This window comes from Mucilaginibacter sp., from assembly GCF_965200995.1.
Lineage (GTDB): Bacteria > Bacteroidota > Bacteroidia > Sphingobacteriales > Sphingobacteriaceae > Mucilaginibacter.
The window spans coordinates 3,481,227-3,498,750 of record NZ_OZ241743.1 but is presented as its reverse complement, the minus strand read 5'-3'; the positions used below and the strand labels follow the sequence as shown (position 1 = coordinate 3,498,750).

The 17,524-nt window shown below is 45.8% G+C and carries 18 protein-coding genes; 6 read left to right on the top strand and 12 right to left on the bottom strand.

Going from position 1 to position 17,524, the window contains the following annotated elements; translation table 11 throughout:
• Positions 1–327: 327 nt before the first annotated feature.
• From ACY652_RS16310 to ACY652_RS16260, 11 genes are all read right to left on the bottom strand, one after another.
• Positions 328–1,122, bottom strand: coding sequence for an inositol monophosphatase family protein (locus tag ACY652_RS16310; protein WP_462265445.1), 795 nt, complete (start codon positions 1,120–1,122; stop codon positions 328–330).
• Positions 1,088–1,579 (bottom strand): GtrA family protein, encoded by a 492-nt coding sequence (locus ACY652_RS16305; protein WP_462265444.1) that lies wholly within the window; start codon positions 1,577–1,579, stop codon positions 1,088–1,090. The genes ACY652_RS16310 and ACY652_RS16305 overlap by 35 nt, the downstream gene beginning before the upstream one ends.
• Complete coding sequence (locus ACY652_RS16300; RefSeq protein ID WP_462265443.1) at positions 1,566–2,744, bottom strand: prolipoprotein diacylglyceryl transferase; 1,179 nt, start codon at positions 2,742–2,744, stop codon at positions 1,566–1,568. Before ACY652_RS16300 ends, ACY652_RS16305 begins: the two co-directional genes overlap by 14 nt.
• A gap of 35 nt (positions 2,745–2,779) precedes the next feature.
• Positions 2,780–4,099 carry a tRNA (N(6)-L-threonylcarbamoyladenosine(37)-C(2))-methylthiotransferase MtaB gene (mtaB, locus tag ACY652_RS16295; RefSeq protein ID WP_462265442.1) on the bottom strand — a complete coding sequence of 440 codons (1,320 nt, stop codon included), beginning with the start codon at positions 4,097–4,099 and terminating at the stop codon, positions 2,780–2,782.
• Positions 4,100–4,269: 170 nt separating this feature from the next.
• Positions 4,270–4,785, bottom strand: coding sequence for a GNAT family N-acetyltransferase (locus ACY652_RS16290; RefSeq protein ID WP_462265441.1), 516 nt, complete (start codon positions 4,783–4,785; stop codon positions 4,270–4,272).
• A 92-nt stretch (positions 4,786–4,877) separates the two neighbouring features.
• Complete coding sequence (locus tag ACY652_RS16285) at positions 4,878–5,744, bottom strand: flavin reductase family protein (RefSeq protein ID WP_462265440.1); 867 nt, start codon at positions 5,742–5,744, stop codon at positions 4,878–4,880.
• Between the two features lie 101 nt (positions 5,745–5,845).
• Positions 5,846–6,643, bottom strand: coding sequence for an SDR family NAD(P)-dependent oxidoreductase (locus tag ACY652_RS16280; protein WP_462265439.1), 798 nt, complete (start codon positions 6,641–6,643; stop codon positions 5,846–5,848).
• Positions 6,644–6,795: 152 nt separating this feature from the next.
• Positions 6,796–7,008, bottom strand: a complete 213-nt coding sequence (locus ACY652_RS16275) for a hypothetical protein (RefSeq protein WP_462265438.1) — start codon at positions 7,006–7,008, stop codon at positions 6,796–6,798.
• Between the two features lie 124 nt (positions 7,009–7,132).
• Complete coding sequence (locus ACY652_RS16270) at positions 7,133–7,474, bottom strand: cupin domain-containing protein (RefSeq protein ID WP_462265437.1); 342 nt, start codon at positions 7,472–7,474, stop codon at positions 7,133–7,135.
• Between the two features lie 190 nt (positions 7,475–7,664).
• On the bottom strand, positions 7,665–7,976 hold the full coding sequence (locus ACY652_RS16265) for a hypothetical protein (RefSeq protein WP_462265436.1): 312 nt from the start codon (positions 7,974–7,976) through the stop codon (positions 7,665–7,667).
• 187 nt (positions 7,977–8,163) lie between these two features.
• Positions 8,164–8,439 (bottom strand): hypothetical protein, encoded by a 276-nt coding sequence (locus tag ACY652_RS16260; protein ID WP_462265435.1) that lies wholly within the window; start codon positions 8,437–8,439, stop codon positions 8,164–8,166.
• Positions 8,440–8,786: 347 nt separating this feature from the next.
• Here ACY652_RS16260 and ACY652_RS16255 point away from each other — a divergent pair, with 347 nt between their 5' ends.
• The 6 genes from ACY652_RS16255 to ACY652_RS16230 all read left to right on the top strand — a co-directional run bounded on the left by ACY652_RS16255 (position 8,787) and on the right by ACY652_RS16230 (position 14,683).
• Positions 8,787–9,758, top strand: coding sequence for a glycosyltransferase (locus ACY652_RS16255; protein WP_462265434.1), 972 nt, complete (start codon positions 8,787–8,789; stop codon positions 9,756–9,758).
• Between the two features lie 47 nt (positions 9,759–9,805).
• The gene (locus ACY652_RS16250; protein WP_462265433.1) at positions 9,806–11,089 is read left to right on the top strand and encodes a glycosyltransferase family 4 protein; all 1,284 of its coding nucleotides are present in this window, start codon (positions 9,806–9,808) and stop codon (positions 11,087–11,089) included.
• Positions 11,090–11,091: 2 nt separating this feature from the next.
• On the top strand, positions 11,092–11,664 hold the full coding sequence (locus ACY652_RS16245; RefSeq protein WP_462265432.1) for a D-glycero-alpha-D-manno-heptose-1,7-bisphosphate 7-phosphatase: 573 nt from the start codon (positions 11,092–11,094) through the stop codon (positions 11,662–11,664).
• 20 nt (positions 11,665–11,684) lie between these two features.
• Complete coding sequence (locus ACY652_RS16240) at positions 11,685–12,821, top strand: glycosyltransferase family 9 protein (protein WP_462265431.1); 1,137 nt, start codon at positions 11,685–11,687, stop codon at positions 12,819–12,821.
• A 267-nt stretch (positions 12,822–13,088) separates the two neighbouring features.
• Positions 13,089–13,445: a response regulator gene (locus ACY652_RS16235; protein ID WP_462265430.1), complete on the top strand. Its 357-nt coding sequence runs from the start codon at positions 13,089–13,091 to the stop codon at positions 13,443–13,445.
• Positions 13,446–13,582: 137 nt separating this feature from the next.
• Positions 13,583–14,683 carry an ATP-binding protein gene (locus ACY652_RS16230; protein WP_462265429.1) on the top strand — a complete coding sequence of 367 codons (1,101 nt, stop codon included), beginning with the start codon at positions 13,583–13,585 and terminating at the stop codon, positions 14,681–14,683.
• Positions 14,684–14,743: 60 nt separating this feature from the next.
• On the opposite strand, the gene ACY652_RS16225 is transcribed toward ACY652_RS16230, so the two are convergent.
• The gene (locus ACY652_RS16225) at positions 14,744–17,455 is read right to left on the bottom strand and encodes an alpha-L-rhamnosidase (RefSeq protein WP_462265428.1); all 2,712 of its coding nucleotides are present in this window, start codon (positions 17,453–17,455) and stop codon (positions 14,744–14,746) included.
• Positions 17,456–17,524: the final 69 nt, after the last annotated feature.

The window sequence follows — 17,524 nt, the reverse complement described above, 5'->3', positions numbered from 1 at the left end:
CCGCCAAAGGCAGCACCGGCACGGAAGTAAAAGATACAGGCAGAACAAGCCGTGTACCTGCCTTTCGGCTAAGGCCGATGTCACTTCTCTTACCCACTTCGAAAAGTGTAAACCCAAAGTTTACACAATTTTAAAAAAATACTATCTAACTTATTGACAGTCAGCACATTGAAAAAAGGCAGGGTTTACACTTTTCAGAGCTTTTGGTTGTGGAATTTAATGTAGCTTTAGTTCTTCCGAACTCTGATAGGGCTACGCAAAACCTGTTCGGTATTTTACAAAATGGCAACTATCAGGTTATACTAAACCGTTTAAATATCAATGATCCTATCTTACAAAATACTGCTGTATGATGCTCAGCATTTCTCCGGTTACCTTGCCGTTGGTGGCCAGCAGTTCCCGCACGTTCCAGCAATCGGCGCCACCGCTAAAGTTAACGGCCTGGCCGCCTGCCTGCCGTACAATTACAATACCGGCGGCTACATCCCAGGCGTTCAGATTATACTCGTAAAAAGCATCTACCCGCCCACAGGCCGTATAGGCCAAATCTACGGCGGCCGAGCCTAACCGGCGTATGCCGTGGCAGCTTTTCATCAGTTCTTTAAACACTTCAATATATTGCGGCTGCTTGGTAAAATCATAGTAAGGGAAGCCGGTGGCAATTAAACTGCTGCTGATGGCGGGGCTGGCGCTAACCTTTATCTCGTTACCGTTTAAACAGGCGGGCGCATCCTTCCAGGCATAAAAACACTCGTCCTGGTTTACTTCGTATACCACACCTCCTACCAGCTGGTCATACTCCTGCAAGGCAATACTTACTGAAAACACCGGCAAGCCATGTATGAAATTGGTGGTACCATCCAATGGGTCGATGATCCAGTTGTAGCGGCTGCCCACTTTGCTGGTGGTCTTTTCTTCGGTAATAAAACCGGCTTCGGGCAATACCTTTTGCAGGGCGCTTACAATCAGTTGTTCAGCAGCCTTATCTACATAAGAAACCAAATCGTTAAGCCCCTTGTGCTCAATCTTATCGGGCGTAAAGCTTTTACGTTCCTGCCGGATAAAGTCGCCTGCGTGGCGGACTATCTCAGTTACCTGGTTTATGATTGGGTTGAGCTGCATGATGCTGATTGCGTAAAGAAAGATTAAACGAGAAGAACTTGTGTACAAAGAAGCTGGCTATAAACAAACTCAGAGCTGCAGCCGGCCGGGCCACCGGCGGGTACAGGTGCAGGTTTCTGATATAAATATTAAGCAGCCATAAATTGGCAAAGTAACCCACAATAGCCACCAGCAAAAAGCGGAGAAACTGCCGTAACGGCGAGAGCGTGGATTCCGTGAACACAAGATAGCGGTTCACTAAAAAATTTACAACTACCCCCATAAAAAAGGAAATGCTGAAAGACAGGTTGTAGTTGCCTACCTTATACCCAAATAGCTGGTAGCTATCCTTTGTGAACAGCGCATGAAAAAAGAGATAAAAGGCGAAAATATCTACCAAAAAGCCTAATCCGGCAGAAAAGAGAAACTTAACTACCTGATTTTCGGGCAGCCGGTGCCACCGGCTATTTTGCGGCATTCTGGGTAGCGGGATAATAGGGTTTGCGCTTTACAAGGGCGATCATCACTGCACCTGCTAAAACCAGCAGCAGTGCAATCAGTTCTGCCTGGGTGAACGACAGACTGCCTACTTTGTACAGCGTATTCACCCGTATCAATTCGATGCAAAAACGCTCGATACCGTTTAATATCAGATAGATGCCAAACATTACGCCGGGCGTTTTGATACGGTCGCGGATGCTCCATAAAAAGAGGAACAGCAGCAAGCAAACCACACACTCATAAAAGGAAGTAGGATAAACCGGCAGCAATAGCTGGTTGCAAAAATTACCCACGCAGCCAGGAATATGGTTGTTAGGATCCATATTATTTACATTGTGCGGAAACCGGAATGACCACATCCAGTTGGGTACCCAGCTAAGCCAACCCGGTTTAGGTGCCAAGTTGGGTATACCCCAATCCCCATCGCCCGACATCTGGCAGCCAATGCGCCCGAGGGCATACGATAACATCATACCCGGCCCGCCAATATCCAGCATTGTTAATGGTTTTACGCCGTTCTTATTGGCTATATATAATACCGCAGCACCCCCGCAGATGAGGCCGCCATAAAAGGTAAGGCCGCTGAAACCTACCAGCATACCAATAGGGTCAGCCATAAACTCGCCCCAGTTTTCGAGGGCGTTAAACACTTTAGCGCCTATAAAACCAAACACCGCCGCCCAGATCAGTATGCTGCTCATCAATTCGTAAGGATGAACGGTTACCTTTCTGGTAACCGGCTCGGCCAGCTGCTGCTTTTTCTTGTCTGTATATACCCAGTAGGCAAATGCAGCGGCGCCAATGATGCCACCGATAATGTTGCCACGCAGTGAAAGAATAAAATCCTGGGGATTACTGATCAGCTTACTATAGTTAAGCACAATATCTACCAGCTTATAACCTAATATAAAACCAAACAAACCGTTGCCTGCCAGCTCTCCTATTGAAGCCGGCTCCCCTAACGTTTCCTCTTGCTGAAAAGGATGTACATACCCTAATGCTTCTTTGCGCTTGAACTCCTGTGCAAAAGCCCAGTAAGCGGCCATAAACGCGAGAGCTACAAAAAAACCAAACGTTTGCACCGGCAGCGGAATGTAAACGCCGGTTAGGTATTGGATAAGACTCGATATGGTTGGAAACATCGGCTGTAAGTGTATATTTTACAGCGAAGATAGAATTAATGCACTAATATTTCCCGGCTTTCCTCAATTTCAACATCGCCACCGGCACTGATCTCCGTAAGGCGCACTATTTTCAATTCATTAACCAGTACAGGGTCGTACCTGGCCTGCACTTTTACATAGTTGCGGGTAAAGCCGTGCATCAACCCGTTTTTTACATCACCCTCAAACAACACTTCATCGGTTTTACCCAGTTGGGTTTGATAAAAGGCCCTGCGCTTTTTGTCGGACAGGATATGCAGCATCTTGCTGCGCTCGGCACGGGTTGAGCCGGGCACGCTGCCGGCCATTTCTGCTGCAGGTGTGTTTTCCCGCTCGGAATAAGTGAATACGTGCAGGTAAGATATGTCCAGTCCGTTCAGAAAATTGTAGGTGTCGATATAATCCTCGCGGCTTTCTCCGGGGAAACCTACAATTACATCAACCCCAATGCAGCAATCGGGCATCAGGCGTTTAATGGTGGCTACCCGGTCGGCATACAACTCCCGGCGGTAGCGGCGGCGCATCAAGCCTAATATTTTGTTGGAGCCGGATTGCAGCGGAATGTGAAAATGCGGTACAAACCGTTTAGACTGTGCCACAAAGGCAATCACTTCATCAGTAAGCAAGTTGGGTTCGATAGAGGAAATACGAAAACGGTCAATACCCTGTACCTCGTCCAGCGCCTGTACCAGGTCGAAGAAACGGTCCTGGCGGCTGCCGTCACGAATGCCAAAATCACCAATATTCACACCGGTAAGCACAATCTCCTTCACACCTGAGGCCGCAATTTCTTCGGCCTGCAATACCACGCTTTCAATGGTGGCACTGCGGCTGGCGCCACGGGCCAGGGGTATGGTGCAAAAAGTACAGGAATAATCGCAGCCATCCTGCACTTTCAAGAACGTACGGGTACGGTCGCCAGCCGAATAAGAGGCATTAAAATAACTGGCCTCTGCAATAGGCTGGTTATAAATGCGCGCCTTGGGTTCCTTGGTCAGGTTGCTGATGTAATCCACCAGTTGGAACTTTTCTGCTGCACCTAATACCATATCAACGCCAGGTATTTCGGCTATTTCTTTTGGTTTTAACTGGGCATAGCAGCCCACAATTGTGATGTACGCATCAGGAGATACCTTTAAAGCCTCTTTTACAATCTTTTTACACTTTTTATCCGCATTTTCGGTAACCGAGCAGGTGTTAATCACATACACGTCGGGCGTGTCTGTAAATTCCACCGTATCAAAACCGGCCTGGTTAAACTGCCGGCCAATGGTGGAAGTTTCGGAATAGTTGAGCTTGCAACCCAGCGTATAAAAAGCGACTTTCTTATTCATTTGCAGCCTGCAAAGATAAAAATTATCGCTTAGTTTTCTATCGGTTGCCGGCTATTGATTATAAAGTTGCCAATATGACATTGAGTTAAGTAAATGAAGATGAACGCCATCTGAATATTGACCCCGCGCAACAGTTATTTATATATAGTGAATGGGGAATGAGATACCTGTTAACTTAAAGCCTTTTCCATCACCATTAATTCCAGCGGCTGGCGGGGAATGCCAAAGCGTGTATCGGTTGGAAATGGCAACATCTGGCCGGTAGCCTGATAACCCCGGCGGTTATACCAGCTGATGAGTTCGTGGCGGACGGGAATAACCGATATTCTGATAAACGTGCAATTTAAACTTACAGCGATATGCTCCGCCTCCTGCAATAATTGCCGTCCAATGCCCTGCGCCTGAATAGTTGGCTTAACAGTTAACATACCTAAATACAAGCGGCCGTTGGCTACCTTCTCTAAATATACACAGCCTGCCAGTTCACCGTCATCGGTTATATACTTAAGCATGGTAACAGCAGGGTTGCTGAAGTACTCATCAATGGCTTCATCGTCAATACGCATACCGTCTAACAAGGTACTTTCGGTAGTCCACCCCTGGCGGGAAGTTTCGCCTCTGTAAGCGCTGTTTATCAGTGCAGTTAAAGCAGTGGTATCTTCGGGCGTAGCTTTTTGTATGGGCATAAATTTAAAAAGCGCAAACGTAGCTCTGTTTTTACAGATAAGCAAATCTTGTATGCCTGGTATTTAGCATACCGGTTGTATGATATCAATTTCTATTGCTTACCCCACGCCGCCAGCCGGGCTTCCTCCACCCTCCCTGCATCTAACAGCTGCTTTATGTAGTGATGCCAGCCTTTATCATCCAACTGTTCCAGTTTGGGCCTTACCCCGTCAGAGGATATAAATGCAGTTACATCGACCGCATTCGGTGGCTGCTCACTATTAGCCAACACGCCCAAATCGTTACCGGTTAACACTGTGGAGAGCCGTATACCATCCGGCAAGCCGTCCACACCTATACTCACTACCGGTCGTGCTACCTTAAATAAATTTACCTGTGTTGCCCGGCAATACCAGTCGCCGCCCAATCGGGCAACCAAATCTAACCGGGCCTGATCGATCTTGCCGTCTTCGTCCATCATATCTTCCCGGATATGCAATAGCTTTACTTCGGCTACCACCAAACTTCCGCTTAAGGCCTCAGTGCCTAAGCTTACAATCTGGGTTACTGTACACTCTAACTGCACCGGAGATTCGGCCACACGCGGCGGTTTTACCAGTTCGGAGGGTAGCGCCGTAAAACCGGCTTTTATAAATTCATCTATCTCCGCCCCGTATTCGCCGCTGGTGAGGTTCATTTGCTGCACCATTGAGTAGTTAACAATATTGATTACCACCTCCGGCACCTGCTGTACATTCAGCAACGTATGCTTGGGTTGATTATGCCGGTTGGTAACCGGAGAAAAAACGCACACCGGCGGGTTGGCGCTCATGAGGTTAAAAAAACTGAACGGGCTTAAATTTACCTTCCCTTCTGCACTGATGGTAGCGGCAAAACAGATAGGCCGGGGAGCAATTATATGGTTCAGATAACCATACAATTGTTGAGGCGGAACATCGGCAGCATTTAAAGTAATCATAAACAGTGAATGAGGCAGGCAAATTAGGACAATAACGGCATTAAAGCAAAACGCCCTGATACCATGTGGCATCAGGGCGTTTTGCACTTAAAATATTTAGGTTATTCGCCAACCGGCCCTTGCTGTTTATTCATATTATCAGCTACAGTTGAAGCGGGTAAAATGTGGCTTACACCTACCTGTACCTTATTTTTAAAACCAGATATAATTTTATCATCTCCGGCCATTAAAGCGTCATAACCATCTTTTGCTACATCAGCAGCGTTTGACAATGAGCTTTTATCCTGTAACATTTTACTTTCCTGCATTTCGGCTTTGTTGAAAAAGTCGGTATCAGTGGCGCCCGGCTGCAACGCTGTGATGGTAATGTTGGTATCTTTCAACTCAGAGCGGATAGCTTCGGCGAACGACAATACAAATGCCTTGGTACCATGATAAACGGATTGCCATGGGCCGGGCAGTTCACTGGCAACAGAAGCTAAAAACAGAATCTTACCTTCATTGCGCTGTACCATGTCTTTCAATACATGCTTGGTTAAGATCAGGTTTGCGCCGATATTCAGTTGCACAATTTCCAGTTCCCGGTTGATGTCCGTATCCTGAAACTTACCGTACTGGCCCTGGCCAGCATCGTTTACCAGTACATCAATAAAGGTTCCGTTACTGCTTAGTTCATTACACAAAGCGGTAGTCTGGTCGTAGTAAGACAGGTCTTTTACAAAGGTGGTTACATTCACATTATAATCACGTTTAAACTCGTTCGCACGTTCGTTTAAAGTACTCTGATCACGGCCTACAATGAATAAGTTGTAGTTATCTTTGGCAAAAAGCTTTGCCAGCTCATAGCCAATGCCACTGCTGGCACCGGTTATTAATGCGGTTTTTGATGCGTTTGACATAAAAATTTATATTTATTTAATTTCTAATTAATAAATACAATCCGCTGCAATAAGTTTTTCCTTTTTTATAATTTTATCTGCTTACTTAAAAAGTATACTGCCGACGCTTGAAAAAGCTAACGGCCATAAAAGAAGATTATAATGAGATTATTTTATTGTGCACCTCTCTTCATCAGCTCGTCGCGAATATCGGCACAAGCTTCATAATTTTCTTTCATTAAATTTTCCTGCAACAGCAGATTGAGTTCATGCCGGCTTTTGCTTACATACCATAAATTCGCTGTTGTAAGGGTATTAATTTGCTGGAAATAACCGTCTGCACTAATAAAACCAAATCTGCTGCTGTTGGTGTTTTGCTGTTCCATAATTTCAAATGTTTTAAATTAATTAGGAAAGCTTAAGGTAAGAAGCAATTCCGACAAATTCAACTAAACTTGAGATTCGTTAGCATTTATTTAACAAAATCCTTAAAATAATTAAAAATTGGAATCAAAGGGCTTTGTAATCCTCTCTTACCGGACTAAAAATATCCAGTAAATGGCAGTTACTAAGCGCCCGCCCGCTGTGCAGAACATTTGGCGGAATAACAGCAAACAGCCCGGGCATCAATCTGTGTGGGGTACCATCAATAGTCAGTTCAAATTCACCTTCCAACACAAAGGCACACTGCTCGTGCGGGTGGCTGTGCATGGGTACGGTGCTGCCGGCATCCACCTCAATAAAGTTAAAGGTATTTGCAGCAGTATGTATCAGTTTGGAATGATAGCCAGGTGCAATTTCTTTTGTGGCTATAGCTGAAAATGAATGGATGTGAGGTAACTGGTCTGACATAATGATGATTTTTATTTGAGCTAAAATAAAGGCTTACCAGGATAAAATGGGTAAATGAATTTCCTCTATTGGAGCATTACACCACAATAAATATAAATAAAGGTCAATATGCACAACAGAAACCTCATATACAAATAACGCCCTTTGCAGAAAAGGGCGTTATTTACAAACTTAACTCACTAAAACAATTTTACCAGCGGCGGTATGGGCGGTAATAGCCGCGGTGCGGAAACGGCCGATAATAACGGCCGGGTGTAGCATAGTACCTGCGGCCATAAACCACACGTGGTGCATACGCCATACGCGGGGCATAATAGCCTCTTACAGGTGCATAATACCCAGGCCTGTAATAGCCATCATATACCGGCGGAGGTGCAGGTGCATATACCCGATGGTACGGGGCGCCAAAGTTTAGCCCTACATGCACGCCTACCTGAGCCTTGGCGGCGTTTATAGTAAAAAATGTAATAATAACTACTGCTAAAATTTTAAACCGTTTCATAATTCAAATCTTTTATCAGCGCCTTTATCAGCGTTGCTTATGTATCATTGACTATAAGTTGAACGGCAGGTTTAATGCTATTTAAGGTATATATACAATGGCTTGATTTTCAATAAAATATTTTTAAATTATCAAATCAGCCTTCAAAAAAAGAGCAGCTTGTTTTGCAAACTGCTCTTTTGTATGGTTAATAGCGGCGGTATCTGCGTACACGGTATGCGCGCCGGTGCCGGTACACCGGCCGGCGGTAGGTACGGTGCCTGAAAAATACGGGCCTGCGTGGGGGGCCGGGCAAAAAGCGCGGGCGTGGCGGCGGAGGGGGCAAACGTAACTGGAAACCATCAGCTAACGATATAACCGAACCCGTGGCAACGGCTGTGCTTACGTGGTTGGTTTTGGCATCTGCCAGGCTGCATATAGCTAACAAAACCAATAGTGCAGAAATAAACCGGGTTGTTTTCATTGGATCGATTTGGTGATTATGGGTGGATAATGAAGTTAAACTCTGTTAAGCTGTTTTGGTTTAGAATGTATTGGCATCAATTTGTTGGTAACAGGCAACGTCAACCAAGATTCGTATCCTGATAAACATATGACCATTATAAACGCTTAGTACAACCATACGCTGGTTAGTACATTATAATGTACAACACTGTATAGATTATTTACAGTGCGTTTTTGTCAGAAGCGGTTATGCGATATTGTCAGAAGCGCACTTTTAGTTAAGCGTTACTTATTTAATAATTAGTTATAAACATTGCGGCGGTTTGGTTGCATACTTGAATAGGTGTTTGTCAACAACTGTTACTTATGATTAAACCTCGACTCAAGATTTTTACGTGGCATATTCATGGAAGTTACCTGTTTTACTTATCACAAGGTAATTATGATATTTATATTCCTACTAAACCTGAAAAGACCGAAGGTTATTACGGGCGCGGCGAAACCTTTCCTTTCGGCCCGAACGTAATTGAAATTCCTGCCGATAAGGTCAAAAGTCAGGTGTTTGATGTCATTTTGTACCAAACTAATCAAAATTACCTGCACGATCAATACGAAATACTTTCCGCCGGGCAGCGTGAGCTGCCAAAAGTATATATTGAGCACGATCCGCCACGGCAACACCCTACTGATACCAAACATGCGGTAAATGACCCGGATGTGCATCTGGTTCATGTAACCCATTTTAATCAACTCATGTGGGATTGCGGCAACACCCCTACCCGTGTAATTGAACATGGCGTTACTGCACCTTCGCACCTGTATACGGGCGAAAAAGAACGCGGCATCGTTGTAATTAATAATTTGCCTCTGCGCGGCCGCCTGCTGGGGTTAGACCTTTTTTTAAAGGTGCGCGAGCACGTACCTATCGACCTGGTGGGCATGGGCACCGGCGATTTGGGTTTGGGTGAAGTTTTGCACCCGCAACTACCGGAATTTATATCAAAATACCGTTTCTTTTTTAACCCGATACGATATACCAGCTTAGGCCTGGCCGTGTGCGAGGCGCTGATGCAGGGTATACCCGTGGTAGGCCTGGCCACAACTGAGCTTTCGGCTGTGATAGATAACGGGCAATCGGGCTTTATACATACTGATGTAAACTACCTGATTGATAAGATGCACCTCCTGCTCAATGATGCCGCACAGGCCCGAAGGATCGGGCAGGGTGGCAGCGAACTGGCTAATAAGCGCTTCAATATCAATCGTTTTACCCAGGATTGGGAACAGTTGTTTAACGGGGTGACTGCTATGCAAAAGGCGCCGGTAACTATCAGCTGATCTTTGTTACGAGTAATAATACCTGCACTGTTTATTTGTACAACATTATGAGTATCGATTTGAAAATAGCCTTTATCAGTGAACATGCCTCGCCCCTGGCAACCCTGGGCGGTGTAGATACCGGGGGGCAAAATGTATACGTAGCACAGGTAGCTATGCACCTGGCCGAACTTGGCTACAAAGTAGATGTATTTACCCGCCGCGAAGACACTGCAAGCCCGGCTATAGTAAACTGGAAACCCGGGGTGAGGGTAATACATGTGGATGCTGGCCCTGCCGAGATTATTCCTAAAGAAGCTATACTTGATTACATGCCGCAGTTTACCAAAAGCATGTTGCAATTTATCAGAGCGCAGGATATTGATTATACGCTGTGCCATGCCAACTTTTTTATGTCGGCAATGGTAGCAGCAGACTTAAAACGAATACTCGACCTGCCATTTGCAGTTACCTTCCATGCACTTGGCCATGTGAGGCGCATCCATCAGGGCAACAGCGACCAGTTTCCGCCAGAGAGATTACTTATAGAAGAAAGCATTGTAAAGCAGGCAGATTATATTATTGCCGAGTGCCCGCAGGACCGGGATGACCTGATATACTACTATCATGCGCCATCATACAAAATTGTAACCATCCCCTGTGGTTTCAGTACAAGTGAATTTTACCCGATAGATAAATCCGCAGCCAGAAAACAACTTGGCCTGCCGCAAGACCAGCATATACTTCTGCAATTGGGCCGCATGGTACCGCGCAAGGGAGTAGATAACGTGATACGTTCTTTGGGGCATCTTAAAAATGCGCAAAACACCTGCCTGGTTATTGTAGGCGGCGACAGCGAAAATCCGGACGACATTAACAACCCCGAACTTAACCGGTTAAGGCGAATTGCGGCAGAACATGGCGTAACTGCATGTATTAAATTTGCCGGCCGCAAAAGCAGGGAACTGCTAAAATATTATTACGCTGCCGCTGATATTTTTATCAGCACCCCCTGGTACGAACCCTTTGGCATCACACCGCTCGAAGCAATGGCCTGCGGCACGCCGGTAATTGGCTCAAATGTAGGCGGTATCAAATACAGCGTAGCTGATGGTAGAACCGGGGCATTGGTACCCCCTGAAAATCCCGCCGCCCTGGCCGAAAAGATTGATGAACTTACCGCTGATGCAGGTTTGCTGGAAACCATGAGCGCCAATGCGATTGAACGCGTTAACACTTACTTTACCTGGGCTACTGTTGCAAAAAATATTGATAAGCTTTACCGCACCATTGTTAAAGTAAATACCGGACTGCAACAGGCGGCATTAAAAACTAAAAATAAAGCGGCCTGAACATGTATAAAGCCGTTTTTTTGGATAAGGATGGCACCATAATAAAAGATGTGCCTTACAATGTAAACCCCGACCTGATTACCTTACAGCCTGGAGCAATTGAGGGCTTGCAAATCATGCAGCAGGCCGGATATAAGCTGATTGTGGTAAGCAACCAGGCTGGTGTAGCCCGCGGCCACTTTATGGAGGCCGACTTGCCGGCGGTGTGGCAAAAACTGGCGGAGCTGGTGAGCGAGACGGGAATTATATTTACTGATTTTTATTATTGCCCTAATCATCCCGAAGGTACGGTTGCGCCTTATAACATGGCCTGCAATTTTCGGAAACCTATGCCGGGCATGTTGTTACAGGCTGCACAGGAATACGATATTGATTTAAGGCAATCCTGGATGGTAGGCGATATTTTAAATGATGTGGAGGCAGGTAAGCGCGCCGGTTGCAGGAGCATACTGATAGATAATGGCGGCGAAACCGAATGGCTGAAGCACAATGCCTATCGCGAACCTGATTTTATTGCAGCCGATTTAAAAAAAGCCGCCCTGCAGATAGTAAACAGCGAAACAGTGGCTGCCTAACATATTCAGTAGTTTGAACCATGAACGCGCGCTGGAAAAGCTGTAAACGCATTTTATGCATTCGCCCTGATAATATGGGTGATTTGCTGATGACTTCGCCTGCTTTACGCGCCCTGAAGGAAACGTTTGGCGCCCGTATTACTGTGCTCACTTCGAGTATGGCGGCCGGCATCGCCGGTCAGATTCAAGAAATTGATGCTACTATAGTTTTTGACGTGCCCTGGGTGAAAGCCGGGGGCGCCGCAAATGAGCAGGCTGTATTTCAGGTGGTACAGCAATTAAAAGATAATCAATTTGATGCGGCTGTAATCTTTACCGTATACAGCCAGAACCCGATGCCTGCCATTATGCTGGCTTATCTGGCTGGCATACCTTTGCGTTTGGCCTATTGCCGCGAAAACCCCTACCAGTTGCTAACTGACTGGGTACCGGATACCGAGCCTTACACCGTAATAAAACATCAGGTAAGGCGCGATTTGGATCTGGTGGCCCATATTGGCGCCCTGCCTTCCACCGAGCAGCTTAGCCTTACCATTCCTGTAGCTTTATGGCCCGAAGTAAAAGGCAGGTTGCAGCAACAAGGACTCAACCCCGTTAAACCCTGGCTTATCATGCATCCTGGCGTGAGTGAAAGTAAACGCGAATACCCGGCCGGATTATGGGCATCAGCCATTGACCATATAACCGCACAAACCGGCTATCAGGTGCTGCTCACCGGTTCAGCAGCCGAAGCCGGGCTAACCGCAGCTATACATGAGCAATTACTTTACCCCAAACAGGTGTTTCCGGTTGCGGGTTTATTCACGCTAAATGAATTTATAGTGCTGATTGAAAAATCGCCCGTATTGGTTTCAGTAAATACCGGCACTATTCATATTGCTGCAGCTACAGGTACGCCTGTGGTAGTTTTGTATGCACTTACCAATCCGCAACATACGCCATGGCAAGTGTACAATCAAATTTTGCCTTATACGGTACCGGTTGAAGCGCAAAGCAAAAATGAGATCATCAGGTACGTTAACCGCTTGTTCAATACCGAAAGCATTAAATTTCCCGTTGCTGAGGATATACTTAGTGCTGTACAGCTGCTTCTCTCGGCAGATGCTCAGCATTTCCGCCAAGGCCCTGTAAATGTGTTTATTAAAAACAGTTTATAGCTAATTTGCAGCTTTTTATCTTTTTCCAATGATGTACCAATTCTTTTGAACTAACAAACTGTGGCTTATTGGTTACACTTTTACTGTACTGTAATTATGGGTGCACCTGCGATGATTATTATCTATGAAAAAATATCATTGCGGGAATACTCAAATATTTAATTAAAGTTTTTCATTATATAGTTTGCCTGTTATATTTACTGCTATGTTAGAAATAACATTATCTTTGTGTTCATATTAATTTATTTACTCAATAAGTAAAAGGGTTTGAAGATTGTAATTATTGAAGATAATCCGGATATTTTAGATATTATGGATTATATCCTTAAAGATGAGGGTAATGAAGTAATTTCTTCTTCTGATGCAAAGGTTATTGATACGCTTGCTGACATAAACCCTGACTTAGTTTTGATGGACGAGTTGCTCCCTGGCGCAAGGGGAAGTGAGCTTTGCCTTAAACTGAAGCAAGATGAAGCTACCCGGCATATTCCGGTGATATTAGTATCTACTATACCGCATCTGGATAAGCTGGCAGCCCGGTGCCATGCCGACGGTTTTCTGGAAAAGCCATTCAGCATTACGCATCTCAGTGAGTTGATAAATACGTATGCAGATGCGAACTAACTGCATTTTATAAATTATAGCCCTCTGGTTATTTTGCCGTTACATTTTTAATTGTTTAATATCTCTTCCGTTTATACAGTTTGTGGCTACCTGAGAATTTATTGTACCTGTAATAAAAACTATATAACCACCTTACCATGATTTCGAATCCGGTGTTTACCAATACCCAGTTTGATTTAGGAATCATCTCTGATGCGCATTTGCAGGTAGCGCTGCATCTTATTAAAATCGGCTTCTGGGAAGTGGAGCTGATTGATATGAGTATGCGCTCTACCACTACCTGCAAGGAAAACTTTGGCTTAGGCGCACATGAAGAATTCAGCTATGAACGAATGCTGAGCATGATACACCCTGAAGATTTACCGGCCATGAAACAAAGCATGGCGACCGCCATAAATGACCAGGGACAGGTTTATCAGGCGGAATACCGCGTTAAGCATCCGGCAGGCCGCCCTTGCTGGATACGGGCCGACGGCGTAGTAATCTATAATGATGGCAGACCGCATAAACTGGTAGGCACCACAAGGGACATCACTGAAAGCAAGCTGAGTGAAATGCGTAAAGACGAATTGCTGAGTATTGTTAAGCATGAGGTGAATACTCCGCTCACCAGCATCCGGGGATACCTGCAGTTACTGGAACGCATTACCGCAGGGCAAAATGATGCTAAGGTAAGCCAGGTAATTAACCGTACCGCCAAATCAACAGAAAGGCTGATGACGATTATAAATGATTATTTTACCGATACCAAAAGCATTGACGATAACCTGAACCTGCGGAAAGAGCCGTTTCGTTTGGATGAGTTGATTTATGAAATTACAGATAATATTCAAACCATTGCTTACAGCCATCGCATAAACCTGTACAACGTTAATGAAATATGGGTAAAAGCCAGCCGGCAGGGTATCAGCCAGGTGTTAAGCAATCTGCTCACTAACGCTATCAAATATTCGCCCGATCACAGTATTGTTGACATTCACCTGCAAGGTTCAGTACATGAGGTAAAGGTAATGATACGTGATTACGGCATGGGCATAGACGACAAACACCTGCCTCAATTATTTGATAAGGCCTTTAGGGTAAACCACAATACCACTATTGCAGGCAGCGGTATGGGGCTGTACATCTGCAAGGAAATTATAAACCGCCACCAGGGTACTATTGGCGTGGAAAGTATTGCCGGTGCTGGCTCCTCTTTTTACTTTACGCTTCCGCTTACCGAAGGTTTGGCTGGTTAATAGCTCTAAAAAGTTCTAAAAAGTATTATATCTTCCAATATCCGCTCAAGTTATCGGTTTTTATGGTGCTTCATCCTGCTGTATCATAAAAGTATAGGCACCTGGTTTTATCTGAAAATTTACCCCCTTACCCAACTGGGTACCGGCATAACTGAACAAGTGCGTGTACGCTGTTAGCGGTTTGCCCTTGTAGGTTATAGCCGCTTTGCCTGCTACAGGAAAACAAACTGCGGCAGTGCTGCCTGCCGGAATGGTAACGTTGAAAACTACATTTTTCCCGCTGCGCTCCCATGCAGATTTGATGAGCCCGTAAGGCCCCGCATGTTCCGCTTTAAAATAGTTGAGGCCGTTTACAAAGTGCGGCTCCAGCAATATGTTTTTAAATCCGGCCTGCCCTGTATCTGGCTTAATACCTGCTATGCCCCGGTACAGCCATGCACCAATATCACCAAACATGATGTGATTGAGCGACATATCGCTCCTGGCATTAATATCCCAGTTTTCGTACAACGTAGTAGCGCCGTTCTTCATCCACCAGCCCCACGAGGGGTAAGTTTCCTGCGCTGCCAGCTTGTAGGCAGTTTCGGCATAACCGTTATCGCTTAACGCGCTTAATATAGCCTTTGCACCTAAAATGCCCACATCCAGGTGGTAACCGGTAGCTTCTACAGCTTTAGACAGATTGGCTGCAACGCGCGGCTTTAGCTGCTCGGGTACAATGCCGCGGTACAATGGTACTGCCAGTTCGGTTTGTAAGCCTTCGCCGTAAATGCCTTTTTCGGCATTTAAGTATTTGTTGTTAACAGCATCTTTTATTTTTACAGCCAGCCGGCTGTAATGCTGATAGTCGGAAAGCTTCCCCAGTAGCTTTGCGGCTTTGGCCAGTATAATAACATCGGTATAATAATAGCATGACGAGGTAAGCGCAACCGGCGACTTTGATTTAACGGGTACCCAATCGCCCAGGCCCCATGTGGTAAGTCCGGAAGGATATTCAGTATCAATATGGTCCACATAGCGCTTTATGTTTTGATAATTATCGGCCAGCGGCTTAACATCACTATAAAACAGATATAGTTCCCAGGGAATAATGGCTATACTGCTGGTCCAGTCGGGGCCGTTTCCCCATTCGTAGCCCCAGCCGTTTGACGGAATGATAGAAGGCAGTACGCCATTGGGCTGCTGCTCATCGCGGTGATCGGCCATCCACTTTTCATATACCGTAAAGGCATCAAAATTATACAAGCCGGTTTGGCAGGCAATATTGGCATCGCCTGTCCAGCCGTTCTTTTCACGTTGCGGGCAATCCGTAGGATAACCGAACAGGTTAGACAGGTAAGAGTTATTGGTAGCCTGCCATATCTGATTGATGATTGGGTTTGATGAAGTAATATGCCCCGCAGGCGGTACATCGCTATGCATAAAATAGCCCACCAGATCTTCTTTGTGCAGCTGCACCGGCTTGCTGCTGGTTACCTGTACGTATTGAAAGCCTTTATAATTAAAACGCGGCGTAAACTCCTGCCCGCCTTTGCCATTCAGTATAAATATATCCGTCTGGAACGGATCCTGGTTATCCGTTGGGCGGTAATGCAGATCGATGTTGGAAAGATCAACATGGCGTTTATCTTTAGTGAGCCGTTCGGCATGGGTAAGCCTTAATACCGTTCCTGCCTCACCATTTACCTTTATCTTACTCACACCGGCAATGTTCCTGCCCAGATCAAACAGATAAGTGGTATCATCAATACGGCTGATGCTTTTGGCCGGAATGGTTTCCACATGCCGTATCGGGTACATCAATTGCGAAACCACCTGTGTTGAAGGTGCCGAACGGTTAAAGGCCCCTTTCCATTTGCTATCATCAAAGTTTGCGGTATTCCAGCCCGGCTGCTCCAGGCGGCTGTCGTAATGTTCGCCGGTGTAAATGCTGTTGAATACCAATGGCCCGGCTGCTGTTTTCCAGCGGGTATCGGTGCTTATGGTTTCCGTAGTACCATCGGTATAGGTGATGCGCATATCCATGCAGAATGCAGGGCGGGCCCGCCAGGGCGCTAAATGAAAGTACCACACGGCGGTAGACTGATGATTATACCAACCATTACCCAGCAGTACCCCTATTGCATTATTGCCCGACAGAAGCGCGTTAGTTACATCATAGGTTACGTAAAGGTTACGCCTGTCGAACCGGGTATACATCGGGTCGAGCACGTGGTCGCCGATGCGTTTGCCGTTTACATACAGCTCGTACAAACCGCCTGCGGCAATATAGGCACGGGCCGATTTAATGGTCTTGCCCGCAACAAATACCTTTCTGAAGTAAGGTGCCGGTTTAGTTTCTTTAGCTTCCTCATCGCTAATCCAGCTACCCTGCCAGTTGGCCTGCTGCATCATGCCGGTTTCAAAGGCGGCGGTTTTTGATATTTCGGCTTTACCGGTTAAACTGTTCCATGCCTTTACCTGCCAGTAGTACCGGGTAAACGGCTGCAGCGGGCGGCCATTGTAAGCAATCAAATTTTCTGACGATTTAACCCGGCCGCTCATCCAGGCATTACCCCTGCCCTGGTTGACTGCAACAGAATCAGTCCCTACTGTAATTTGATAAGCCGCTTGCCCCGCGCCTGCCCGACTATCGGAAAGCTGCCAGTTCAAACGAGGATGTGGATTATCAACTCCAAGCGGAGATGGCAGGTGCTCGCATTGCAACGCAATGGGTTGAGATTTTGCAAAAAACGAACTTAAGACAAGAGTTACAAGGCAACCTAATTTCATAGCAGCTATTTGGGCTGATGCCATTGTCAATGCATCAGCCGGGTAACCACAAAGCTATACTGATTTTTT

Coding starts and splice junctions, on each gene's coding strand:
- ACY652_RS16310 (WP_462265445.1), bottom strand. CDS start 1,122: ATGCAGCTCAACCCAATCATAAACCAGGTAACTGAGATAGTCCGCCAC.
- ACY652_RS16305 (WP_462265444.1), bottom strand. CDS start 1,579: ATGCCGCAAAATAGCCGGTGGCACCGGCTGCCCGAAAATCAGGTAGTT.
- ACY652_RS16300 (WP_462265443.1), bottom strand. CDS start 2,744: ATGTTTCCAACCATATCGAGTCTTATCCAATACCTAACCGGCGTTTAC.
- mtaB (WP_462265442.1), bottom strand. CDS start 4,099: ATGAATAAGAAAGTCGCTTTTTATACGCTGGGTTGCAAGCTCAACTAT.
- ACY652_RS16290 (WP_462265441.1), bottom strand. CDS start 4,785: ATGCCCATACAAAAAGCTACGCCCGAAGATACCACTGCTTTAACTGCA.
- ACY652_RS16285 (WP_462265440.1), bottom strand. CDS start 5,744: ATGATTACTTTAAATGCTGCCGATGTTCCGCCTCAACAATTGTATGGT.
- ACY652_RS16280 (WP_462265439.1), bottom strand. CDS start 6,643: ATGTCAAACGCATCAAAAACCGCATTAATAACCGGTGCCAGCAGTGGC.
- ACY652_RS16275 (WP_462265438.1), bottom strand. CDS start 7,008: ATGGAACAGCAAAACACCAACAGCAGCAGATTTGGTTTTATTAGTGCA.
- ACY652_RS16270 (WP_462265437.1), bottom strand. CDS start 7,474: ATGTCAGACCAGTTACCTCACATCCATTCATTTTCAGCTATAGCCACA.
- ACY652_RS16265 (WP_462265436.1), bottom strand. CDS start 7,976: ATGAAACGGTTTAAAATTTTAGCAGTAGTTATTATTACATTTTTTACT.
- ACY652_RS16260 (WP_462265435.1), bottom strand. CDS start 8,439: ATGAAAACAACCCGGTTTATTTCTGCACTATTGGTTTTGTTAGCTATA.
- ACY652_RS16255 (WP_462265434.1), top strand. CDS start 8,787: ATGATTAAACCTCGACTCAAGATTTTTACGTGGCATATTCATGGAAGT.
- ACY652_RS16250 (WP_462265433.1), top strand. CDS start 9,806: ATGAGTATCGATTTGAAAATAGCCTTTATCAGTGAACATGCCTCGCCC.
- ACY652_RS16245 (WP_462265432.1), top strand. CDS start 11,092: ATGTATAAAGCCGTTTTTTTGGATAAGGATGGCACCATAATAAAAGAT.
- ACY652_RS16240 (WP_462265431.1), top strand. CDS start 11,685: ATGAACGCGCGCTGGAAAAGCTGTAAACGCATTTTATGCATTCGCCCT.
- ACY652_RS16230 (WP_462265429.1), top strand. CDS start 13,583: ATGATTTCGAATCCGGTGTTTACCAATACCCAGTTTGATTTAGGAATC.
- ACY652_RS16225 (WP_462265428.1), bottom strand. CDS start 17,455: ATGAAATTAGGTTGCCTTGTAACTCTTGTCTTAAGTTCGTTTTTTGCA.